This is a genomic window from Desulfopila sp. IMCC35008, assembly GCF_010646885.2.
GTDB lineage: Bacteria > Desulfobacterota > Desulfobulbia > Desulfobulbales > Desulfocapsaceae > Desulfopila.
The window spans coordinates 6,192,893-6,215,087 of record NZ_CP050700.1; the positions used below are offsets into that span (position 1 = coordinate 6,192,893).

The 22,195-nt window shown below is 48.1% G+C and carries 14 protein-coding genes; 4 read left to right on the forward strand and 10 right to left on the reverse strand.

Features of this window, described 5'->3' with window-relative positions; all coding sequences use genetic code 11:
* Positions 1–65 precede the first annotated feature (65 nt).
* The 5 genes from GA520_RS26495 to GA520_RS26515 all read right to left on the reverse strand — a co-directional run bounded on the left by GA520_RS26495 (position 66) and on the right by GA520_RS26515 (position 5,081).
* Entirely contained in the window at positions 66–1,166 is a 1,101-nt protein-coding gene (locus GA520_RS26495; RefSeq protein WP_163336409.1) for an ABC transporter ATP-binding protein, read from the reverse strand.
* Between the two features lie 87 nt (positions 1,167–1,253).
* Positions 1,254–2,417, reverse strand: coding sequence for an extracellular solute-binding protein (locus GA520_RS26500; RefSeq protein ID WP_163336410.1), 1,164 nt, complete (start codon positions 2,415–2,417; stop codon positions 1,254–1,256).
* Positions 2,418–2,449: 32 nt separating this feature from the next.
* Entirely contained in the window at positions 2,450–3,244 is a 795-nt protein-coding gene (locus tag GA520_RS26505; RefSeq protein WP_205749197.1) for an ABC transporter permease, read from the reverse strand.
* A gap of 3 nt (positions 3,245–3,247) precedes the next feature.
* Positions 3,248–4,114 carry an ABC transporter permease gene (locus GA520_RS26510; RefSeq protein ID WP_163336411.1) on the reverse strand — a complete coding sequence of 289 codons (867 nt, stop codon included), beginning with the start codon at positions 4,112–4,114 and terminating at the stop codon, positions 3,248–3,250.
* A 178-nt stretch (positions 4,115–4,292) separates the two neighbouring features.
* The gene (locus GA520_RS26515) at positions 4,293–5,081 is read right to left on the reverse strand and encodes an IclR family transcriptional regulator (RefSeq protein ID WP_163336412.1); all 789 of its coding nucleotides are present in this window, start codon (positions 5,079–5,081) and stop codon (positions 4,293–4,295) included.
* A gap of 132 nt (positions 5,082–5,213) precedes the next feature.
* On the opposite strand from GA520_RS26515, the gene GA520_RS26520 reads away from it, so the two are divergent.
* Both GA520_RS26520 and GA520_RS26525 read left to right on the forward strand, forming a co-directional pair.
* Positions 5,214–7,673, forward strand: coding sequence for a radical SAM protein (locus GA520_RS26520; RefSeq protein WP_163336413.1), 2,460 nt, complete (start codon positions 5,214–5,216; stop codon positions 7,671–7,673).
* Positions 7,674–7,685: 12 nt separating this feature from the next.
* A complete protein-coding gene (locus GA520_RS26525) occupies positions 7,686–8,348 on the forward strand; it encodes a peptidoglycan DD-metalloendopeptidase family protein (protein WP_163336414.1) in 663 nt (220 codons plus the stop codon).
* 248 nt (positions 8,349–8,596) lie between these two features.
* Here GA520_RS26525 and GA520_RS26530 read toward each other — a convergent pair whose 3' ends face one another.
* From GA520_RS26530 to proV, 4 genes are all read right to left on the reverse strand, one after another.
* Entirely contained in the window at positions 8,597–9,070 is a 474-nt protein-coding gene (locus tag GA520_RS26530; protein WP_163336416.1) for a MarR family winged helix-turn-helix transcriptional regulator, read from the reverse strand.
* Between the two features lie 372 nt (positions 9,071–9,442).
* On the reverse strand, positions 9,443–10,471 hold the full coding sequence (gene proX / locus GA520_RS26535) for a glycine betaine/L-proline ABC transporter substrate-binding protein ProX (RefSeq protein ID WP_163336417.1): 1,029 nt from the start codon (positions 10,469–10,471) through the stop codon (positions 9,443–9,445).
* Positions 10,472–10,483: 12 nt separating this feature from the next.
* The gene (locus tag GA520_RS26540) at positions 10,484–11,317 is read right to left on the reverse strand and encodes a proline/glycine betaine ABC transporter permease (protein WP_205749198.1); all 834 of its coding nucleotides are present in this window, start codon (positions 11,315–11,317) and stop codon (positions 10,484–10,486) included.
* 17 nt (positions 11,318–11,334) lie between these two features.
* Positions 11,335–12,570: a glycine betaine/L-proline ABC transporter ATP-binding protein ProV gene (gene proV, locus GA520_RS26545; RefSeq protein ID WP_163336420.1), complete on the reverse strand. Its 1,236-nt coding sequence runs from the start codon at positions 12,568–12,570 to the stop codon at positions 11,335–11,337.
* A gap of 302 nt (positions 12,571–12,872) precedes the next feature.
* On the opposite strand from proV, the gene GA520_RS26550 reads away from it, so the two are divergent.
* A complete protein-coding gene (locus tag GA520_RS26550) occupies positions 12,873–13,094 on the forward strand; it encodes a hypothetical protein (RefSeq protein WP_163336422.1) in 222 nt (73 codons plus the stop codon).
* Here the strand turns inward: GA520_RS26550 and GA520_RS26555 are convergent.
* Complete coding sequence (locus tag GA520_RS26555; RefSeq protein WP_163336423.1) at positions 13,091–20,440, reverse strand: type I polyketide synthase; 7,350 nt, start codon at positions 20,438–20,440, stop codon at positions 13,091–13,093. The two genes, GA520_RS26550 and GA520_RS26555, sit on opposite strands and share 4 nt — an antisense overlap.
* A gap of 1,195 nt (positions 20,441–21,635) precedes the next feature.
* Here GA520_RS26555 and GA520_RS26560 point away from each other — a divergent pair.
* Positions 21,636–21,941, forward strand: coding sequence for a hypothetical protein (locus tag GA520_RS26560; RefSeq protein ID WP_163336425.1), 306 nt, complete (start codon positions 21,636–21,638; stop codon positions 21,939–21,941).
* Positions 21,942–22,195: the final 254 nt, after the last annotated feature.

Consider the following 22,195-nt stretch of genomic DNA (forward strand, 5'->3'; position numbering starts at 1 on the left):
TTTCTCAGGTTTCCTGATGATACCTATGCAAGATCCTTAGTTAAACGAACTCCGATAAGTCTACATCACTGAAGAGGGATAAGGTGACAATGGCTTGGTGCGACCTGTACACAAACATCATCCCCTACCTTGTAAATTCGGGTTCTCATCATAGAAATAACATGAATTTCACGGCCATTGGCGAGTTGAATGAAATAACTTACCTCACCTCCCATATAGCTTCGGTCTATGATGCGTCCTTCAAAGAAATTGGCAGTTATATCATGCTCAAACTCTTCGGGTAAATACACATCGAAGCGCTGAGCCCTTACAACCAGCTCTACCTTGTCTCCTTCCTTGAACCGTCCTTTGTTCAGGGCCAGCAGGTTCTCACCGGTTTCTATCTTGACCTTCACAGTATCATCTTTCACATCCACTATCTGCCCGCCGATGAAATTGGAGTGGCCAAGGAAGTCAGCGACAAAATGATTTACCGGTTCGTTATATACCTCCTGAGGTCCGCCTTCCTGCTGCTTTCGTCCCTCTTTCATCACCACGATTTTATGGGACATGCTGAGTGCCTCCCGCTGATCGTGGGTGACAAAAATAGTCGTTACACCAAGCTCCTGTTGAAGGTTGTCTATTTCCCGCCGCATCTCCTCACGTAAATTTTCATCCAGAGCTGAAAGTGGTTCATCCATAAGCAGGACATTCGGCTCAATGACAATGGCCCGAGCCATGGCAATCCGCTGCTGCTGGCCACCGGAAAGCTGGCTTGGCATGCGGTTTTCCACGCCGGGAAGCCGCACCATCTCCAGCGCACTGGCAACTTTCTCCCGCATCTCCTTCTTTGAGACATTACGGTATTTCAAGCCGAAGGCTACATTGTCGAATATCGTTTTATGGGGAAAGAGGGCATAGTTCTGGAAAATCATTCCCAGATTTCTTTTGTGGATGGGAATATCGTTAACCCGCACCCCATTGATGAAAATATCACCTTCGGTCGGATCCTCCAGCCCTGCAAGCATACGCAGGAGGGTTGTCTTGCCACAGCCTGAAGGTCCGAGGAGGGTAACAAGGTGCCCCTCTTCAATATCAAGATTCATCTTTTCAACAGCAACCACATTACCGAATCGTTTATAGATCCCTTTAAACTGCACCATGGGCTGTTTCTCGCTGCCTTCCAATGTGACGATCTCCCTGATTCGTAAGAACAAATAGCGGGAACATCGGACCAAACCGACTGCTCCCGCTTCGTTTAACGCTTTTAAATTTTAGCTGCCGGCTTTAATCCTGTCCCATTTTTCAGTCCATTCAACCTGATTTGCATTCCAGTAGGCAGGATCGGCGAAAAGATAACCGTCCAGCTTTCCGGTAGGATCGAACGCAGGCATTTTGGCTATTTTATCAGTCAACTCCACCTTGGTGGGATCAAGGCTCGGTGGATAATTCTGGCCCTCGGCCACAGCGATGGCCGCTGCAGGATCAAGCATGAAGTTCAACAGCTGCTGGGCAACATCCATATCCGTCCCTTTCATGACAAAAAGATACTCCATCCATGAGTAGGTCCCTTTAGGGGAGAGGTAGCCGATGGGATGCCCTTCCTGCTGCAGGGCCGCAACCCGTCCGGACCAGGCAACCGTTGCATAGATCTCTTCATTCGCGAGCAGGCTCATTAGTTCAGCACCTGAGCCCCAGTATTTTTTCATCAGTCCTCGCTGTTCCCGCAGAGCTTCCCAGACGGCTTTGAGGTCTTTGATATCATTGGGGCTCTGGCCGGTGTGCAAGGCTGCGTACCACATATTGGTCCTGAAATCGCCTTCCCAGCTGCCAAGCTTGCCCTTTAATTCCGGATCCCATAACAATGAGGCTCCGAGTTTCTCGGCTTTTTCCTTACTTATATGCTTGGTATTGTAGGCGATTCCGGTCTGGCCAAGATCGTAGGGTACTGCCGAGAGGGTTCCATTGGTAATAGCACGCAGGGGCTTTAACATTGACTCCATAACGTTTTTAAGGTTTGGAATCTTCGATTCATCCAATACGGAGGCGAAACCAAGTTCGGTATAACGCGCGTAATCAAACACTGCACTCAGGTGGGCGATGTTAAATTCACCACCAGGTGGGTAGGATGCCTTGACGCGGGTCAGAAACGAGTTCATATCACCGAACTCGCCGTCAATAACCTTTATCCCGGTTGCCTCTGTAAAGGGCTTAAAGGCATGTTTACGGAAAGCTTCTGAGACACTCCCGCCCCAGCCGTCAAACCGAATGGATTGAGCGGCCCAGGCTTCGCGGATCGCTCCACCGAACGGAGAGCCAAGCAATCCTATTGTGGCTCCGGCCATGGTGATATACTTCATAAAATGGCGCCGACTTACCTTGCCTTCCAGGTAAGCTTCATGTACTCGATCCAGTTTCTCTTTCGTTACAATGCTCATCAGTTCTCTCCTCCATGATGGGTTGTGGTTTATCACCTTACCTTCGACAATTTTCGTGACAGGTAACCGGCAAGCAGCGGTGTGGTAACAGTGAGAACGATCATTACCGTACCGAGTGCATTGATTTCAGGGCTTATCGAATTTCTCAGCATGCTGAAAATCTTGACGGGAACGGTCTGGTTTTGGGCAGTGGCCCAAAACAGTGTTGCCGTAATGTCATCAAAGGAAATGGTGAAAGCAAATAGGGCGCCAGCCAGGATGGCCGGCAACAAAAGTGGTAGCGTCACCTCTCTGAACGTCTGGAATGCATTGGCTCCGAGTGACTTTGCAGCCTCTTCGTACTCTTTTTTAATACCGACCAGGCGGGCTTGTACAATCAACAGTACATAGGGAAGTGTCAGCACGACATGGCCGATCAGCAGCAGACCAAAACTTTTAGGCATTTGCAGAAAGCGCAAAAACAGCAGTAATGCAACACCGAGTACTACTTCCGGAATCATTATGGGGGACAGGAGCAGGGTGTTTAAGGTGTTTTTTCCGGGGAAATCAAAACGAATAAAGGCGAGAGCTGCCAGGATGCCTATTGCTGTTGATATTACTGCCGTCAGTGAACCAAGGATAAGGGAGTTTTTGAATGCCTCAAGAATCGATTCGTTCTGGGCCAGTTTAATAAACCAGCGGAAGCTCACGCCTTCCATTGGAAAAATCCCGAACTGCTTGGGGTTAAAAGCCAGTACGACAACAACCACGATAGGCGCAAAAAGAAAAATATAGACAAGCAGAGTGTGAATTTTAATGAATGTCCACCCCAAAGATGACTGCTTCATTTCTTACTTTCCCTCAAAGGTCTTGAAGATCTGGTTAATGCCCATGTAACGGTTGTAGGTCCACACGATGACAAACAAGAGGGACAACAGTATGACACTGATGGCGGAACCAAAGGGCCAGTCGAGCGTATTTATGACCCGCTTGAAGATAAGGTTTGCAATCATGTCGTTTCCCGGGCCGCCGAGAATCATCGGCGGAAGATAGGTGCCGGCAGTTAAAACAAAAACCAGTAAGCTCCCTGCACTGACGCCAGGCAGACTCAACGGCAGCGTCACTTCCCTGAAGGCCTGCCACTCTGTACATCCCATACTGCGGGCAGCTTCGAGCAGACTCTTATCGATCCCTTCAAGACTCACATAGATGTTCAGGACCATGAAAGGCAGCAGGTACATAAGCAGTCCCATAAGCACCGTGAATTCATTGTAAAGCATGGAAATCGGCTCATCGATAACTCCTGTGAACAGCAGGAAGTGGTTGATGAGGCCTGAATCACCCATGATGTTGATCCAGCTCATTGTCCTGATAATAAAACTCACCCAGAAAGGGAGCATGATGAGCAACAGGAAAACCTGCTTATAACGACTGGTACTCCGATAGAAAAAATATGCCGGGACATAGCCCATGAGGATACAGAGAATGACCGTTTCCAGCGAAATCCTGATGGTTCGCAGGAGGATACCGGGATAAAAGAAGTCCTCAAAAAATTTTGCATAATTCCCGAACTGGAAAGCTGGAATATCCGCTCCGCTTGGAGCGCGGAGCCAGAAACTGTACACGACGATGAAGCAAACAGGGATGACCAGGAGAAAAAATACTGCACTCAGAGAGGGTGCCAGGAGGGCAAAGGGTTTCCAGTTTTCTGACTTCATGGTCTCCCCCTTTGTATCTCTGTCATAAAATACGTATCGCCTGTCCATCCTGGTCTCAACTTACCGGAATTGTCTGCAGTTCCTGTCAGTTGATATTTCCATTCGGTATTTCGCAAATAATGTGAAAGCATATCCTTATTAATAAATCGGTTGACCAGGGTGTTTATCCCTTTTTAGATTATTTGACAATCATGTCCGGTGAGGAAAACTCTGACAATCTGTTTGCAGTCTCCTTCACCAGTCCAGAGTACTTTTCCTCTATCTCTGAACCAGTGTGTTCCATGGTAGAGAAATCGAAGGAGACAGCACCCACTCCAGTCCCACTTACAGGATCATATATCGGTGCTGCTATGGCCAGCAGTCCAGGAAGATACTCTTCATCTGTTGTGGCAAACTGTTTCGTTTTTGCAGTTGATATTTCTTGGAGCAAAGTGTCTCTGTCAGTAATGGTCTTGTTGGTTCGAGCCTTAAGTTCCATTGCATGTACCCGCTCCCTGAGCAGGTCATCCGGGAACGTTGAGAGATAGGCTTTGCCAAGAGCCGTGGTATGAAAAGAATTTTCAGTTGAATCGGGCAGGCTGTAGGTAAATGTCTCTTCCGCTTCCCTGTTATAGACGCGGATCAGCGAGATACCGTCGGCAAAGGCTACTTCTATACTGATATTGTGCTGGCGGTGCACCTGGTCGACGACTTGCTTGATCATTTTCAGGTGTCCAGTCGCCCTCAACAGATTGTTACAGAACACCAGGCATTGTGCAGAAGGGCAAATCGCCTTGCTCTTTTCATCTTTCACCAGGTATCCCATCTCGACCAGGGTATTGATATAGCGATAGGTGGAGGTCATATTCAGGTTTAACCTCCTGGCAATTTCACTCTGGGTCAATATCTTGGTTTTATGGTCAAACAGGGAAAGCACCCGCAGGCCTTTTTCCAGGGATTTTGAAAAGTAATCTTTTCCTTTTGACATTATTTTGCCTGGTAATTAATATCGCACTATAATAGGAATGTGTTTACTATAATAGTTAACATTACAGATTTATAATTGAATGTAAACGGTTTATTTTACTTTTACAGAATTGTGAAAAATGGAGAGGAATAGATGGCCAGAGATGATGTAAAACTTAGGATCATTTATAAATATTCAGGAGAGGAAAACGAGGTTCTCCTTTCAAGCCTGACCGACACAGTTATCAGTTTTCTCGACCAGATGGCTACCAGGCAGCTTACTGGTCCAACGTTTTTTCAAATCATCAGGAAGGGCACTGGTTCCGATAAGTTTTCCAGATTGCTTTCCGCTTGCCAACATGACGATAATCCGGAAGGTTTTTTTCGTGAATTGCTCGATAAACTTGGTGTGGCAAACGGATCTGACACGATCACCATCAACGGCGTTGAGATGCCGCATTTACTACTTGTAGCAATCCTTGAGATTGTGCTTCCGGGCAATGGTTTCATCTCTATTAAAACAGTCGATGCGCTGGAAAAGGCGGCGAACCTGAATGTTCCAGAGGAAGATCGAGGGGCTATGCAGGAAGTGATAGATACGTATCCTGTGCGGCTTTCCATGCATACCATCCGCCAGATGAGGGTCTCTCGCGACGTTGCTTATCAATATCTTCCTTTTACAGAGGAGCTCGAAAAAGTCGGCCACACAAACACCTGGATTGGTCAGTTTCATCAAGGTCTTCTCGAACAGATGTACCAGAACCGGGTCATTTTCCTGCTCAACATGAGTTGCCCTGTCTATTGCCGGTTCTGTTTTCGCAAACATAAAGAGTCACGCAATGAAGCCAACCCGACGCCGGAAGATGTAAAAGCAGCTGTCGAACACGTCAGAAACTCCCCATCCATCAAGGAGGTTGTGGTAACAGGCGGCGATCCGTTCATGAGTAAAAATAATATGGCCGCAACCATTGATAACCTGATGGCGGTCGAGCACGTCCAGACCCTGCGACTGGCCACGCGCTCCGTTGCTTATTATCCTGACCTCTTTCTTGCTGAGGATGGAAGGCTGTTAACGTATCTTAAGCGTAAGCATTTAGAACTGCAGGAGAGGGGTAAGCGTATAGAGCTGGCAACCCATTTCATTCATCCTGATGAAATTTCCCCTCAATGCCTGATGATAATTACCGACCTTGTCAAAAATGGTATCGGCGTATATATCCAGACGCCTTTCCTTGACGGATGCAATGACAAGGGGCCGGAACTGGTACGACTGTTCAACCTGCTTCGAGGAGCCGGTGCCGAGCTTCATTACATTTATATTCCCTGCAGTCCCATACATGGCAACAGCGTATACTGGTCTCCCATATCGAAAGGACATGAGGCCGGTAACTACCTGCGTGCTCACCTTTCAGACCGTATTGTCCCGCGAATCTGTACGGCTACCCCGATTGGTAAAATGGACTGGAACTCAAGCGGCTGGGCAGTGGAACCGGTGAGGGAAAACGAAAATTTCATATGGATCAGAAGTCCTTATACTCCTGAATACTTTAAGGAGTTTGCGCCCCTTGCAAATGAATTACAGAATATAAGGGTCAACGCAGAAGGCACTATCGATATCCAGTACATGGCCAAGATCGGAGATGAGTCGCTTTTTTACGGACCACGTCCGCCACGGACTGAAAGGGAAAAGCCTGAGGCGATCGGCACAGAAGCCGTGGCTGGATTCATTGCAGAAAACGAGGGGATCTCTCCTTCGCTGGTCGAGACAGGCAGCCCCTTGCTTTCGCGTGTTCACGAAACGCGTGTGGAAATTGATACCGACATTTCAGATGCCGAACTTGATTATATTAGCAAGGACGAACGAATCACGGATGTGGTTGTATTCTCAAAGACGGACATCGTTAACAACCTGCACAAGATCGTGGCATTAGTCAAAAAACTCGATGATATTCCTCACGTGAACAGTCTCAGGCTGCGCAGCCTCGCATTCAACACAACACCACATCATTACACTCCGCTGGTGATAGATCTCCTTGCCGGTTTAAATAAGCTGACGATGGTAAATCCCCTTCGCCTGGAAATTGAGGCCCAATTTCTTAAAGCAGACGACATTACGGATGAGCATACGAGACTGACCCGTATACTTAAGAATAAAGGAATAACGGTTTACAGCAACACGCCCCTTCTGGGGCGAATCAATGACTCGGCAGAAGAAATTCATCGACTTGCTTACCGGTGTCGTGAAGCAGGAATTGAATTTCATCACCTTTTTGTGACCGGCACCCCGGTGCAGCAGCAGTGGAACATTGAAAACCCGATTTATCTCTATGATGTGGTCGACATTGCCACCAAGGTTCGCCGGGAGGGAAGTGGCCGTGAGATCCCTCGGTATATTATCAAAACTGAGCTCGGAGAGGTGGATTTCGGACTTACTTCAACTATTACCGGCGAAGGAAGCAAACTACAGGTGAAACTCGATCCCTATGATATGTCTTACTATCGATCATTATCTTCGGATTTCACCTTACCTGAAAGTGTTACGATTGCTGAGGACGGTCACCCTGTTGTAACGATTACAGGTTTGTTAAAGACAACCGAACATCCGTTATCCTGAGCTGGAGAATCCATGTACTACCCTTTCTTTCTTTACAGCAGCAAAATCAAACACTATCCAATTTTTCAGGGTTTGAGAGGCGATCCGTATATCGCCGACATGTCTCCCGAAAGTCCCATTCTGGCTGGTATAGACGTACGTGACCAGGAAGGTTTTCAACGAATTCTTGATGACAAGATGAGAGGCCAATATCACTGGGGGGTTGCCTCGTATCTGGAAAAACGCGACACATTGCTTGGCGACTGTCCGCAAATGGTTGCCGACAAGCGATTCATTCATCTCGGACTTGATATCATTGTCGACCTTGGGACACCCTTACATGCTCCGCTTGATGCCACTGTTGCCGAAAGCGGTTATGAAAGTGGTGAAGGTAATTACGGTGGATATGTTTTGCTCAGGCATGAAAGCCCCCACTTTAAGACCTTCTTTAGCTTTTATGGCCACTTGAGGAGGGATAGTTTGCCGGAACAGGGTGCCTTTATTGCCGGAGGTCTGCCATTCGCCGAGATTGGGGATTTTCATGAAAACGGCAACTGGTTCTACCATACACATCTGCAGGTCATTACTGACAAAGGGGTAGAAAAGGGATACACCTCCAAGGGATATTGCAGCGAACGGGATCTTGTTGACATGAACGATCTCTGCCCATCGCCTCTGCCATTATTCATTATTTGAAATAGCAGCTAGGAGGTTGTCCGAGAATAGACTTTTTTTCTCAGATCGAGGCATTTCATGAAAATAAGCGCAGGCATGTGTATAATATTCCGAGCATTATTTTTATGAAATAACGAAGAGTTGCGGAGAAAGGGAGGGGTGGCTTGATGGGGAACAGGTTTTCCAAATGATCGTGGAGAATAGTTTCAAGTTGCCTCTGACCTCTGACAGGACATGACAGCGCGACATGGAGAAAACCGGCGAGGCTGCTAGTTCTCCGGGATAGGGGTTAAACCGGCTTTGTCGTCCTCAAAGTGAAGAGCGTTGATAAATACTTGAAGGCTTTCTTCAAGATTTACCAACTGTTCAGTTGAAAGCTTGGTTAAAGCACTGCTTAATTGACCCTGGGGAGGAGAGGGGGCATTGGAGAGAAGTGTCTTGCCTTTTTTCGTGACATGAAGATGCACCGCTCGTTGATCAGATTTACTTCTGTCACGATAGATCAGCTCCTTGTCTTCAAGCTTGTCCAGCATGTTTGAACAGGTTGAGCGGTGAACAGTGAGGACAGTGGCGAGTTCGGAAACCTTTATCCCGTGAGCCGAGGATATTTCATGAAGCATCCAGAGCTGTGCACTGCTCAGACCGCATGATCTTTCTACCTGTCTGGAGTGCGACTGTACGGCCTTAAAGACAATTCGCAATTGTTTTGTAATATTTGTCTCTCGGTTAGTGCGCTCGCTCATCAATGTTCCTTTGTTCATTTACCGGTTCTTTGTCTGAGTAAACATATACTGTTTATATAATGGTATGAAGAGAAACAGGCAATAAATTTACAAAGAATATGTCCAATGTTACTGCCGCCAAGGGAGTAGACATTCTCCCCGGCGCTCACCCCGTTAGCCCTGGTTTCTTGTGAACATTGTTTCCAATTGGTTTTATTTTACGCATTGATTGTCTTTCATTATTGTAGTTTTCGGACCCAATAATCATAATGCTCACTCAAGGTCAGCCCATGCGGCACCATCTTCGGCAGTTTTTTGGCAGCAGATATAGCTTGCTATGATCTGCTGCCAAAAACTTTGAATCCGGTCCGCTGAATGAAAAGGGAATCTGGATTACAGGGCTGCCTTTCGTGCCTCGGCAAGCCATCCGTCCCAGGTTGCTTTGTTTTTGACTATCCACTCGTCGACATGTCGCTCAATATCTTTTTGGCTTTTCTCTCCTTCGTTCATGCGAGTGTTCTGTTCATTAATATCCACAAGCGGTAGGGTGAAGAGTTCGAAGAAACGTGTCGCTGCAGGATTATCCGCCATAAACTTCTTATTGGCGACGATACGGACATCAGAGACAACAAAGCCGAGCTTTACCGGATCGGAAACAGCCCCTTCAATGCCACTGACCTCCATACGGTCTTTTCCTTTCATCTGGGAGTCTTTGGGGATTGTTTTCGGTACGTTGATCCACATAACATCCTTACCCGGCTTCATTTTGAAAATAGTCCAGTTGGGAGCCCAGGTATAAAAGAAGATAGGTTCTCCATCTTTGTACGCGGCGATAGCGGAGGCCATGCCAGCTTCATATGAGGCCTTGACAGGGTTGATGTGATTGTCCAGGTCGTAGACGTTCATATGATGGGCGATAACTGTCTCACAACCCCAGCCCGGAGGGCATGCCGTTAAGTCGGCTTTTCCATCACCATTCTTATCGAATGCCTTTTTTACCTCATCCCTCTTGAAGTCGTCGAGAGACGAGATACCGAACTGATCGACATGTTTTTTGGAGACGAGGTACCCCTGGAGGCCACCTGCCTTTACAACATATCCAACCGTATCGGCCTTGTCATAAAAACCTTTCGGGAGCTGGCCGTCATGGTTCGGAAACCAGCCGTTTGTCCAGTAATCTACATCTCCAAGCGACACGGTCTTGTAAAAGATGGGATTCTGGAGATCTTTGGGCTTCTTGACGTTATAGCCAAGTTCTCCGAGACCTCGACGAACAAGGGCTTCCTGAAAAAATCCTGTATTCCAGGTAGCACGTGCAGGCTGGACCTTCACTCCCTCTCCAGGTTTGTCGGTATCGGCCTGGACCGTCCCGACCATAGTCATGGATGTTACTGCAGCAATCATAAGAAATTTTTTTAACATGTTTACTCCTGTCTAATTTTTTTGTGAACCAAGTGACTGGGTGATTCTATCGAGCACTATTGCTATCAATACAATTGCCAGGCCGCCGATGGTAGCCAGCCCGATATCGAGTGTATTAAGGCCGAGGACAACAGGGGCCCCAAGCCCGCCGGCACCAATAAGGGCCGCAATGACAACCATGGAAAGGGCCATCATCATTGTCTGGTTTAGACCGGCCATTATGGTCGGCAGTGCCAATGGAATCTGCACTTTTACCAATACCTGCATCCCTGTAGCCCCGAAGGCCTGTGCCGCCTCTACGAGTTCGGGGTGGACCTGCCGTATTCCCAAAGCTGTAAGGCGGATAATTGGTGGCAAGGCAAAAACTATCGTGGCAAGGACACCGGCAACATTGCCGATGGAAAAGAGCATGACGATCGGCACCAGGTAGACGAATGCCGGGGTTGTCTGCATTCCGTCAAGAATTGGCCGTAATATGGCTTCAAACCGATCATTTCGGCCAGCACAGATGCCAAGTGGAAGCCCGACTATGGTGCAGAAGACCACGGATGAGAACACCATGGCCAAAGTTATCATTGTGTCTTCCCAGAGACCGAGGAATCCTATGAAAAACATGGTCGCTGCCGTGAGTATGGCCAGCCGGACCCCTGAAGCTTTCCAGGCAATGAGAACCATAATGGCAATTATAATGAGAGGCGGTGTCGCCTGAAGACCATTTTCCATACCGATAAGGGTTACGTCAACGGGCCATTTAATGGCTTGGAAAAACCATCTATACCCTTCAACAAGCCAGTCAATAAATTGTGATATCCATATATCCAGTGGGATAAGTTTCTCTTCAAACATGTACAATATCCTATAAATTATTCAGTTGAGGCTTCTGGGAAGTTGTCTCCACCGTTTTCAGCACGGTGAAGAGTGCGAAGGAAAAGGTTCTTGGAAACAACACCTTTAAAAGTGCTATCTTCATCAATAACGGGAACCGGCCAGGGTTTGGATGCGACCTGCGGCAGGATGTCCTGCAAGGACTCCGTATCCCGAACGGCCAGTGCTTCCCGGATAAATGCGTCCTCAATTTTCTTTTCTCCACTATCCTTTTTGTCAAGGAGTGTACGAAGGGAATCTGTCGAAACGACACCATAAAAATGGTGTTCTGAATCAAGAATGTATGCATATTCCCGGTCCAGGTTGTTGAGGCGTTCAAGCGTAGCTCGTGGTCCTGCCTGGGGGGTATGCCAGATAACAGTCGGCTGGTTGTCCCGGACAATATCTCCTGCTGAAATAACACCTGTTGGGTCAACCCCCCTGAAAAATGCGCGGACATAATCATCGGCAGGGTTCTGCAGTATCTCTTCCGGAGTACCGACCTGTACAACCTTACCACCTTCCATGATGGCAATCCTGTCACCTATTCGCAGTGCTTCATCAAGATCATGGGAGATAAAAACGATTGTCCTTTCATGTCTATCCTGTAGTTTCAATAACTCATCCTGCATTTCTGTTCGAATCAGCGGGTCAAGCGCCGAGAAGGCCTCGTCCATCAAGAGGATATCCGGGTCAACAGCCAGTCCGCGTGCGAGGCCGACTCGTTGCTGCATACCTCCACTGAGTTCATCAGGCATTGCTTTTTCCCACCCTTCAAGGCCTACCTGTTTGAGTGCATCAATAGCTCTTTCCTCCCTGGTCTCCTTCTCGACACCATCAAGTTCAAGACCGAAGGCTACGTTATCGAGGACATTGAGATGCGGCATCAAGGCAAATGACTGAAAGACCATGCTTGTCTTGCTCCTGCGGAACTTGACGAGCTGTTTTTTGTCCATCTTCAGAATATTCTCTCCGTCAATGAGGATTTCTCCGCTGGTTGGTTCAATAAGCCTGTTCAGCATCCTCACCAACGTGGACTTGCCGGATCCGGAAAGGCCCATGACAACAAATATCTCTCCTTTCTCGACTTCAAAGCCAGCATCCTGTACACCGACAGTAAGCCCTGTCGTTTCATAGATTTCTTCCTTGGTTTTTCCGTCCGCAATGAGCGACAAAGCCTTGCGGGGTGAAGAACCGAATACCTTATACAAGTTTTTAATAACAATTTTAGACATGTTGAGCCTTGCTCTTCAGGGTGTAATTTTTCAGTGAATAATAGGGGAATTAAAACAGGTGTTCGTGAAGTGGTATTCCGCAAATATGTATTGCGCAATACAATATATTATAAAACTGTATTGTGCAATACAAATATTGAGCGTCGGCCATGGCCTTTCAAGCAGGATATCTCATGAGATATCTCGAAATGGCATTATTGCTATGAAATGTCAGGTGAGTAGCGGGTGATGCTATGGGCTGCTTCGTACCATGATTTCCAGAGGCCGTTCATTGTATCTTTGAACCTTTCGGATGATTCGGCATGGCAGGTTATACTTTGTTACAGAGGAATCTGGTTACCCGGGCCGCGCAATTCCCTGATTGTTTTGACGATCCTGTGGTTCCGGAATATACTGCGGTTGAGGCGGATATCCGGATGGGGCAACAGAGACAGCAACGCTTCAGTAGCGGCTTTTACTGCCCTATTGTCCGTCACTTCTATGAGATATATAAATATGGCTCGACACGACAGCACATTCCTTAGCAGGCAGAGCTTTCCATATGCATATCCCTGAGCCAGTCGTTTAATTCCCGAACAGAAGGATAATCAAATATGGAGGAGAGCTTGAGGAAATCTCCTCTCTCACCAAGGCTTCGCCGGAGTTTCATCAGGATTTGGCTCGCCTGCAGGCTATCGCCCCCAACCTGGAAAAAATTGTCGTCTGCAGCCATGTCGGGATACTCCAGCTGGTTACGATAGATCTGTAGTACAATATCTTCGGTGTGTGACATAACGGTAGCGCCTGGTGGAGTCTCCGGTTGTTCTTTTGCATTGTTGCAAGAACAATTTTGCATGGTCTCTGCTGGCAGAGAGACCTCCAAACCAGTAGCATACTCGTGCTCGCCGGTTTGGAGATTGCTTTTTTCAGGTGCACTCTCAAGAGTCTGTTGATGAAGCCACTGCTCTATACGAGGTGCCAGTGACCTGGTTGAAACGAGCATTTGAGTAATGGATGGCATGGAAAGTATGCGCTCAAGAGTTTCGATGCCCTCGGCAGGACTCATGGCGAACTTTGCCGCGGTATGCTCATAAGCGGAGACCTGTTCTTTCGTGTACGCAAAATCCCAATCGTCCCAGTTGACACTGATCCACGCCGGATCAGGCCCGCCCGAAAACTGTTGCGCAAAACTATCCATTACGCGGTTGGCGGCCGTGTAGGCGGTCATGCTGTAACCACCGAGAATCGACGCCAGAGAGGAAAACAGCAAAACAAAAGAGGGAGATTTACCCGTTATTTTTTTACAATCTTCAACAGCCTGTTGAAGATTGTAAAGGCCTTGAATTTTAGGGGCGAATTCTGATTCTGAAATATCGTAGTTTATTTCTGGTAGATATCGAAGGTTGGCTACTCCGGCAGCATGAAAAACTCCATCAATGACGCCGAATCGCTCTACAGCTGTTTGCAGTAACCGTTTTACCTCGTCAGGTTTGCTCATATCTGTACGTATTACAACCAATTCAGCTCCGGCTGCCTCCAGTTCCAGCAGTCGGGATATTGCCTTTTGAAGTTCAGGGTCGGTTTGCGGGTTGTCATGTAATTCTTGCCAGCGGCAAGGACTGGGGAAATCACCCCGGCATGTGAGTATAATTTTAGCCGATAGAGATGCCAGGTGACCGGCAAGAGTTCTACCTATTCGCCCCATGCCACCTGTAATTATATAAATTCCTCCGCGCCGCATGCGTCTGCCGGACTTACCGAAAACCGGCGGCAGAACAGTCTGTTCGTATCGCTGGACCCAACGATGGGGACCGCGATAAGCTATTACTGGTTCAGGATCTGGTGTGATTACCCGGAACTCCTGTAACAGGTTGTCAACCATTCCATTGGAACCGGCATCTTCATCCTTTTGGCTAATCTCTACATCCAGCAGACGGCAGGCAATGTGAGGATTTTCCTGTGGCAGGACAATGGCTGGGCCAAAGAGTGTTGATTTGAGAGGATTCGTGTTTTCCTGACTTACCTGAACTGTTTTATCTGTGACCAGCCAGATATCAACGGTCTCTAAATGTTTTGGGTCGGATACTGCCTTGGCCAGATAGAGTGCATGATAATAGGTACCCGCAAGGGTGGAGCCACGGTCAGGCTCTTTTCCGGTGAGTGTCCAGAAGTCGATGACTCTCTGGGGAGAGTTGCCTTCCTGTCTCAGTGTATTAAAGAGCAGACCGTATTCATCAGGATTGGATGGGTTGAGGAAATACTTGCCGTTTTCCACGTTGAAAGGGTGATAACTTTGCCTCACCTGTATGACTGTATCACCGGCTGCTTCAAGTCTTTCAACTAATTGAGAACTGAGCGTGGTGCCCTCTTCCTGGTCGTCTTCCATAAAGAGCAGCCAGGAAATCTGATGAGCGCTTCCGGAATGCTCATTGTTTAGTGGCGGAAGGGAGCGTGTCCAGGAAGGGATATAACCGCGTTTAGAAATATCGGTAATTTTTCCAAATTGGCCACATGCGGCAGGTGACTGAATGAGAGGTTCGCGAGTGGTATTCCAACTACTTTGAGTACGGTTGTCTTTCCAGCAGCTTTGCCCGTCAAAAGGATACACAGGCAAGGGGATTCGTCGTCCTTGCCTGTCAGAATGGAATGCATGCCAGTCAATAGCAACGCCATGTGTCCACATCCGCGCCAATGCGTCCCCAAAGCTTTCGCTGTCAGGTGTTGTATCCCGAGGATGCTGCAGGCAGGAGAAAACAAAGGGTGATTCTGGCAGTTGCCGCTGACCGACGATCTTCATGGCGAGTCGCTGGAGGATAGTATGCGAGCCGACCTCCAGCAGGAGAGGCGGGGAGTCATCAAGCACGGTGTTGAGGTTGTCTGCAAAACGTACCGTGCTTTTCATATGAGTTGCCCAGTAATCTTGGTCTTCCAACTGCTCCATGGTCATCCAGGTGCCCGAAACATTTGATGCCAGGGGGATGGTTGGTTTCGAGAAATCGACTTCCGCCGCAGCTGCGGACAATTGTCCGGCAGCCTCATTCATCATCGGTGAGTGAAATGCCCGGGTCACATGTACCCGCCGACAGGGTGTATTGCTTTTCCTGAGTGTCTCTTCCGCCTCAGTTATGGCCTGAACCGGCCCGGCAAAAACCATGTCAGTTGCTGAATTGACAACTGCCAGGGAGAGGTCTGAGGTGTCGGCAAGATATGCGACAGCCTCATCCTCAGTTATCGAAACGGAGATCATGGCTCCTTCCTTTGCCTCTTCGGTGGCCATACTCCTGGCGACGATCAGTTTTATGGCATCCTCAAGATTGACAGCGCCGGAGATACATGCCGCCGTATATTCGCCGATGCTGTGACCGATCAATGCAGCAGGTATGATACCCCAAGTCATAAGGGTTTTGGCCAGGGAATACTGGAGTGAAAAGATTGCTGGCTGAAGGTGGTAGGCGATGCTCAAAGAGTGTTCGGCATCCGGCGATCGGTTGTCTGTAAAGACCACTTTACGAAGGTCTGTGTTGATCAGGGGGCGAAAGAGGTCCGCGCACTGATCGAAGAATCTGTGAAATACCGGCTCCTCCTGATAAAGGCCTGCCCCCATACCTAAATGCTGCGAACCTTGTCCCGGAAAAAGGAAAACGGGTTGGATTCGCTTATGTGTTGCTCTGCGATTTTGTGCAGAATGCAGTTTCTTAATAGCCGTCTTGTTGTCCCGGCAGGAGAAAGCAAGGCGATGCTCGAAGGAATCCCTGCCGAAGTGTAGGGTGTACGAAAGGTCTGCGAGTTCTGTTTCCTGATTATCTCTAAGGTAATTGATAAGATTTTGCCGTTGCAGGTCCAGTGATTTTTGGGTACGAGCTGAAAGCGTCAACAACTGGCAGGTGGGTTGGTCGTGATCCTGTTTCACCTGAGTTGGCGCTTCTTCGAGGATGAAGTGACAATTGGTCCCGCCTATTCCAAGACAGGTGACACCGGCCCTCCTGGCTGTTTGCGAAGGAAGATCCCAGGATTTAAGTGCAGTGTTGATGTAAAACGGACTCTTTTCAATATTGAGTTCAGAGTTCGGCTCAGATAAATTAATCAGAGGAACGAGTGTTTTTTCTTTGAGACAGAGTGCAGCCTTGATAAGTCCGGCCATGCCAGCGGCGATGTTGCTATGACCAATGTTAGGCTTAACCGAACCGATGGCACAAAACCCTTTCTCTTCAGTGGTTCTGCGAAAGACCTCGGTCAATGCTCGTACCTCAATAGGGTCTCCGATGAGGGTTCCTGTGCCGTGAGCTTCCAGTAAGGATATAGAGTTTGCAGGTACTCCTGCCATTGTCAGGGCCTGTTCGACCATCTCTTTTTGGCCTTGTACGCTGGGTGCTGAGTATCCGGCCTTGGCGTTTCCGTCGTTGTTGACGCTGAATCCTTTTATCACAGCGGTGATTGTATCACCGTCTTCGAGAGCATCTGAGAGGCGTTTCAGTATGACGACACCAACACCGTCTCCGAGGATCGTGCCGCTGCTGCCGACATCAAATGTCCGGACCGCCCCATCACGAGAGTTTATATGGCCTTCAACATACTGGTACCCTCCTTGTGGGAAAGTAATACTTGAGGCTCCGGCGACAGCCATATCGCACTGTCCTGCTATCAGTGACTGGCAGGCCGTGGCGACAACAGACGCTGCTGTGGAACAGGACGACTGGACAGTGATGCTTGGTCCTCGGAGGTTCAGCAAGTACGAAACACGGGTTGCGATGTAATCTTTATCGTTTCCGGTTTCAGTAAGGTGAAATTCGGCGGGGTCGGTCGGGTCGGTCATGCCACCACCCTGCAGGTAATACAGGAGGTAAGTGGGGGAGTAGCATCCGCCGAATACCCCGGTCCGGGCTCCATTGCGGTCAGGCGCATAGCCAGCATCTTCCATAGCATGGTAGCATGTCTCAAGAAAAAGCCTTTGCTGCGGATCCATCAGCGAGGCCTCCTTTTTACTCAACCCCCAAAAGCCTGGCTCAAATAATTCCACATTTTCAAGAAGAGCCCCGAACTTTCTGTAATCCCTGTCGATTAAAACCTCGTTCCCTATCCCTCTTGCGACTAACTCTTCATCAGTGAGTTCCCTTATGGAGCAGACTCCCTGTTGCAGATTTTTCCAGAATCCGGCGACATTGTCAGCCCCGGGAAATCTGCACGCAATGCCGACAATTGCAATATCTTTGGTTTGAGGTACTTGTAGTAAGGAGAGATTGTTGTGATGAGATATCACAGGATCGAGAGGTCTATCCGCAGCCTTTTGTGTAAGATGTTCAGCCAGGCTGCTGACGGTAGGGTGCTCATAGGTGTCGATGACCGAAACTGCCACACCCAGACGTTGAGCAAGAGCTTCACTCATTCTAATGGCCAGCAGGGAGTGGCCGCCAAGATCAAAAAAATTATCGTCCGGGTGCCCTATGTCGATTTCGAGCAGTTCCTGCCAGACATCGACAATGGCCTGTTCCAGAGTTGATGACAATGGAGCTGGCCGGTACGATGAAATAGTTATGTTCCTGTCTTCTTTTGGTGGAGGCAGTCTTTTCCTGTCAAGCTTTCCGGTGACGTCATTAAGCGGTAATTCCTGCAAGGGCACAAAGGCAGATGGAATGGCATAGTGGGGGAGTCGCTCCTTGAGGTGGGTTCGCAGTTCCTTTATGAGCGAATCCCCTTTGCCGGAGGATTTGGAGACGATATATGCCACCAGGGATTCCGGTTGTCCCGTTTCCGAATTGTCCCTCGTCAAAACTACTGCGGTATTGATTTCAGGATGTTCAATGATTGCCGTCTCAACAGCACCAAGTACGATGGAATATCCTCGAAGTTTAACCATGAATTCCACTCTCCCCTTAACTTCGAGATAACCGTTGGGCAGGATCATGCCGAGGTCACCGGTCCGGAAAAGTGTTGCACCACCTTCCAGTAAAGGATTGGGGATAAAGCGTTCGGCTGTTTTTTCCGGTTGATTGAGGTAGCCACGTGCAAGTGAGTCTCCTCCAACATAAATTTCGGCGGTCATACCTCTCGGCACCGGGCGCAATTTTTCGTCGAGCAGGTATATCTGTACGTTTGACATGGGAAGGCCAAGAGGGGCATATTTGGGAGAGATGGCTGGGTCGAGATCCGCAAGATCGTGGGTACAGACATCGTGGCACTCTGAAATGCTGTAGTCGTTGAGCAGTTGAACTTCCGGCAATCGTTCGAAGAAACGTTTCTGTAGGGCGGTGGGGACAACCTCTCCATTTAACCAGACTATCGAGAGGTTCGATAGACGTTTTTCCAGCTCCAGACCATCAGTGCTGAGTACCTGCTCGAGGAGCGAAGGGGTAAACAACACACGGGTGATTTTGTACTTTTCCAGGAAAGCGACGAGTTTCCTGGGATCGTAAATGGTTTCATCAGGGATGATAAAAGCAGGGAAACCCTGGAGAATCGGTCGGATAACCTCCCAGACAAGAAAAATGTTGCATGCCTCACGTTCGTTTTCCTGATAAGGGGCATGATTGTAACGCCAGTAATAGGAATTCACTGTACCGCGATGGGGGCAGAGAATACCTTTTGGGGCACCTGTTGTCCCGGAGGTCATGACACAGTAAGCGAGACTGTCAATGGTTGGTTTGTTACGGTTTTCATCGAGGATAGGCAGGGGACATTCACGCAAATCGTCTTCCCACCCTTTATCCATCAGCAGTACTCTGCCCTCTTCGACCCATTGTGACGGTAAGTTGTCTGCAAAGTCTTTTTTGGTTAATACGACAACCGGTTCGGCTGTTGTCATTACTCTCTGCAGCAGTTCTTTTGGGTAAGCTGTTTCGAGTGGCATATATGCTCCGGCAGCCTTAAGAATTCCCAGGTAAGCGATAACGAATTCAACACTACTTTCCATATAAATACCGACAATAGAATCAACTTGAACACCTTTGTTTTGCAAGAGCCTGGCAAGTAAATCGGTTGCCTCGTCCAGTTCCCTGAAGGTGAGCCGGCAGTGTATATCAGCGACGGCGAGTTCATCGGGATTTTGATATGCCTGCAACCGAAAGAGCTCATGCAGGCATTTTTCAGGGTAAGACTTTTTTTCCCCTATCATGACGGATCGTGGCAAATTACCGAGGTCTTCCAGGAACTGGTTGGTAAGGTCGGCTAGGAGTGCGTCCTGATGACTCTGAGTATAAAAATGACCACCGTCGTAAAGCACCGTGTGGCAACCGACTGAAGAATAATGATGCCATTCATCAAGGTCCCCCTCACTGACAAGGCTGTCAGCTCGTCCACCCATGGCTGTAATCGGCAGCGGTAAGGACAGATCCTCACGGTATCGATAGGTTTCAGAAACCTGGAAGTCAGCTTTTATTGGTGGGAGGATGAGCTCGAGCAATTCGGCATTTTCCAATGCCTCGTCCGGCACCAGGCCCAGTTTCCCTATGACCTCAACCAGCTCATCGTCCGGGAGATTATACATCAAGTTCTTTTCTTCGGAATTGTGGGGAGCTTTATGGGCCGAAACACAGAGACGGGTCGGCAGGGAGCAACCGTTGCTGCGCATCAATCGCGTTACCTCGAAAGCAATAAGTGCTCCAACGCTGTGCCCGAATAACGCGTATGGCTTATCTGTGTAATGGTAAAGAGCGTCAAAGATACCGGCAGACAACTCATCCATGTCTGTGATCAGAGGTGTTTCACGCCTGCTGCCCCGACCCGGTAAATGAAGGGCGTATATTTCTATATCTACTGGGATTTTATCAGCCCACTCACGATATATGTGGGGACCACCACCTCCGTGCGGAAAGCAGAAAAGGCGCAATGATGCATCTGGTCGAGGAGTGTAACAGGACAACCAGGGGGAAACCGCATAAGAGGAAGACTGGGTCATGGCTACTTGCTCCTGGTAAAAGCAAAAAGCCGCCTGCTTCAATGAAGCAGGCGGCTTTGGGTCTTTTACACATATACATGTGAATAGAAGTTTCTGTCGGATTCAGTATAAAAAAAGTAGTCGATCACGGATTCGTTGTCCGTCGCAATTCAGGAGTGAAAGTGAATTGAGTATATAAGGGGTCTGCAGCATGGCTAAAACCTGTTATGTCGGGCCAGTCCATACTTTTTACAATATCCTCCCAATACTCGAATAATCAGGGCTCGTCCCAAGTGAAAAGTAATCTTCTTTCAGCCAACCCGGGAGAAGTCTATTCAGTATGTCCCTGACAAATACTTCCTCCATCGTAACAAATATTTTCGCAAAAACAACAGTTTTGCAAGAGGATGAGATTGTCCAAATTTCTATCAAGGTTTCTACTCCGAGTCGAGACGTAACGAAATAGTCAGACCATTATCGTGCAATCTTCAGGTCTAAGGCAAATAGGCCATGGTTATAAAAGGTACTCATCTTGCCTGTTTCAGTTTTATCCAGATCTTCAGCAACTTCTTAGGAGCAGGGTATCTCATGTCAACGGGCTGCCAAAAAAACAATCCATTGAGGCTGCAGGGACCCGTGAAACGGGTTACTGAGCCCTTCCGCTTGAAAAGAGGCAGAGTTGTGGGAGAAATCGAGTGATTTGATATCGGTTCTGCACAGCAATGTCTAATTGAGGTCGTAGCTTGTTTCGTATGGCCCATAGCAGCGGTACGTACCCGGGTTCCGACGGCAGCATGCTGCTGTCATTGGACATCTTTTTGCTTGATATAGCGCAATAATTTGGATATCTCGGCGGTTGTCCGTAGAGTTCTCGATTCCTGAAACCCATATTCGTTGGGCTGTTAATTCACTCAAATTACGCCAGATCATGAGGTTCATGGGTAATCAGATAAAAGAAATGGTGTGTGCTCATGGCTTATTGCCCAGTTGAGTCCTGATGCTTTTTCTTAAAATTCATATAATTTGTTCTTCAGAATAGTATCTTCTTTTTCATTGGCTTTTCAGGGTATTCCCGTTTTGGTGGCTTCTTTCGTGTAGTCGCTCAGCTGTCTTTTCTGAACTGAAACATATTTCAAATTCACCTCATCTTTTTAAGAAGCACTCTTAAAATTTACACATTAAGGCATATAATATCTATAAGGTTGCATAGTATGGCATGATCCTGGTCCAAGGCGAGACCAGGGGGGAGGTAACCGTTATGCATAAAGGAAATGAAATGTCTGGCAGAGGCATGAAGGAATTGCGCCGCAGAGATCAGTTTGTGGATCGACGGTCAGGAGAGGACAGACGCGAGGTTTACTCACTTGAATATTTCAAAAATGGTGGAGTTGACAGACGATCTAGTCCTGAGCGGCGTGATAATAGAGAAAGACGGATAGATTGTGTGCGGGTGAGCGAATGGTCCAGTGCTTGCCCGAACTATGAAGATAAGGAGTATCTTGATAGGCGAATTGAGCTTTGAAAACTCTGAAAATAATTTGAGATTCAGGAGCTTCCTGGTTAACGAGGTGTATTCTGCCTTTCAGGCACAGCGAAAAAAAAGCGGGGTTCACACCTTGCGATACGTTTAGTGCGAATGCTCTACAAAAATAGGCTTCAATGAGATAACTCCTTGAAGCCTTTTTTTGTTTCGTTCTCGGGAAGGGAGGATTTGACTAACTCGGTTGAAAAGTTTGCAGCCGTGAGTATCGACCGGCTTACCCTGTCTGTACTTGA

Coding starts and splice junctions, on each gene's coding strand:
- GA520_RS26520 (WP_163336413.1), top strand. CDS start 5,214: ATGGCCAGAGATGATGTAAAACTTAGGATCATTTATAAATATTCAGGA.
- GA520_RS26525 (WP_163336414.1), top strand. CDS start 7,686: ATGTACTACCCTTTCTTTCTTTACAGCAGCAAAATCAAACACTATCCA.
- GA520_RS26530 (WP_163336416.1), bottom strand. CDS start 9,070: ATGAGCGAGCGCACTAACCGAGAGACAAATATTACAAAACAATTGCGA.
- GA520_RS26515 (WP_163336412.1), bottom strand. CDS start 5,081: ATGTCAAAAGGAAAAGATTACTTTTCAAAATCCCTGGAAAAAGGCCTG.
- GA520_RS26550 (WP_163336422.1), top strand. CDS start 12,873: ATGGCAGGTTATACTTTGTTACAGAGGAATCTGGTTACCCGGGCCGCG.
- GA520_RS26510 (WP_163336411.1), bottom strand. CDS start 4,114: ATGAAGTCAGAAAACTGGAAACCCTTTGCCCTCCTGGCACCCTCTCTG.
- GA520_RS26500 (WP_163336410.1), bottom strand. CDS start 2,417: ATGAGCATTGTAACGAAAGAGAAACTGGATCGAGTACATGAAGCTTAC.
- proV (WP_163336420.1), bottom strand. CDS start 12,570: ATGTCTAAAATTGTTATTAAAAACTTGTATAAGGTATTCGGTTCTTCA.
- GA520_RS26555 (WP_163336423.1), bottom strand. CDS start 20,440: ATGACCCAGTCTTCCTCTTATGCGGTTTCCCCCTGGTTGTCCTGTTAC.
- GA520_RS26560 (WP_163336425.1), top strand. CDS start 21,636: ATGATCCTGGTCCAAGGCGAGACCAGGGGGGAGGTAACCGTTATGCAT.
- GA520_RS26505 (WP_205749197.1), bottom strand. CDS start 3,244: ATGAAGCAGTCATCTTTGGGGTGGACATTCATTAAAATTCACACTCTG.
- GA520_RS26540 (WP_205749198.1), bottom strand. CDS start 11,317: ATGTTTGAAGAGAAACTTATCCCACTGGATATATGGATATCACAATTT.
- proX (WP_163336417.1), bottom strand. CDS start 10,471: ATGTTAAAAAAATTTCTTATGATTGCTGCAGTAACATCCATGACTATG.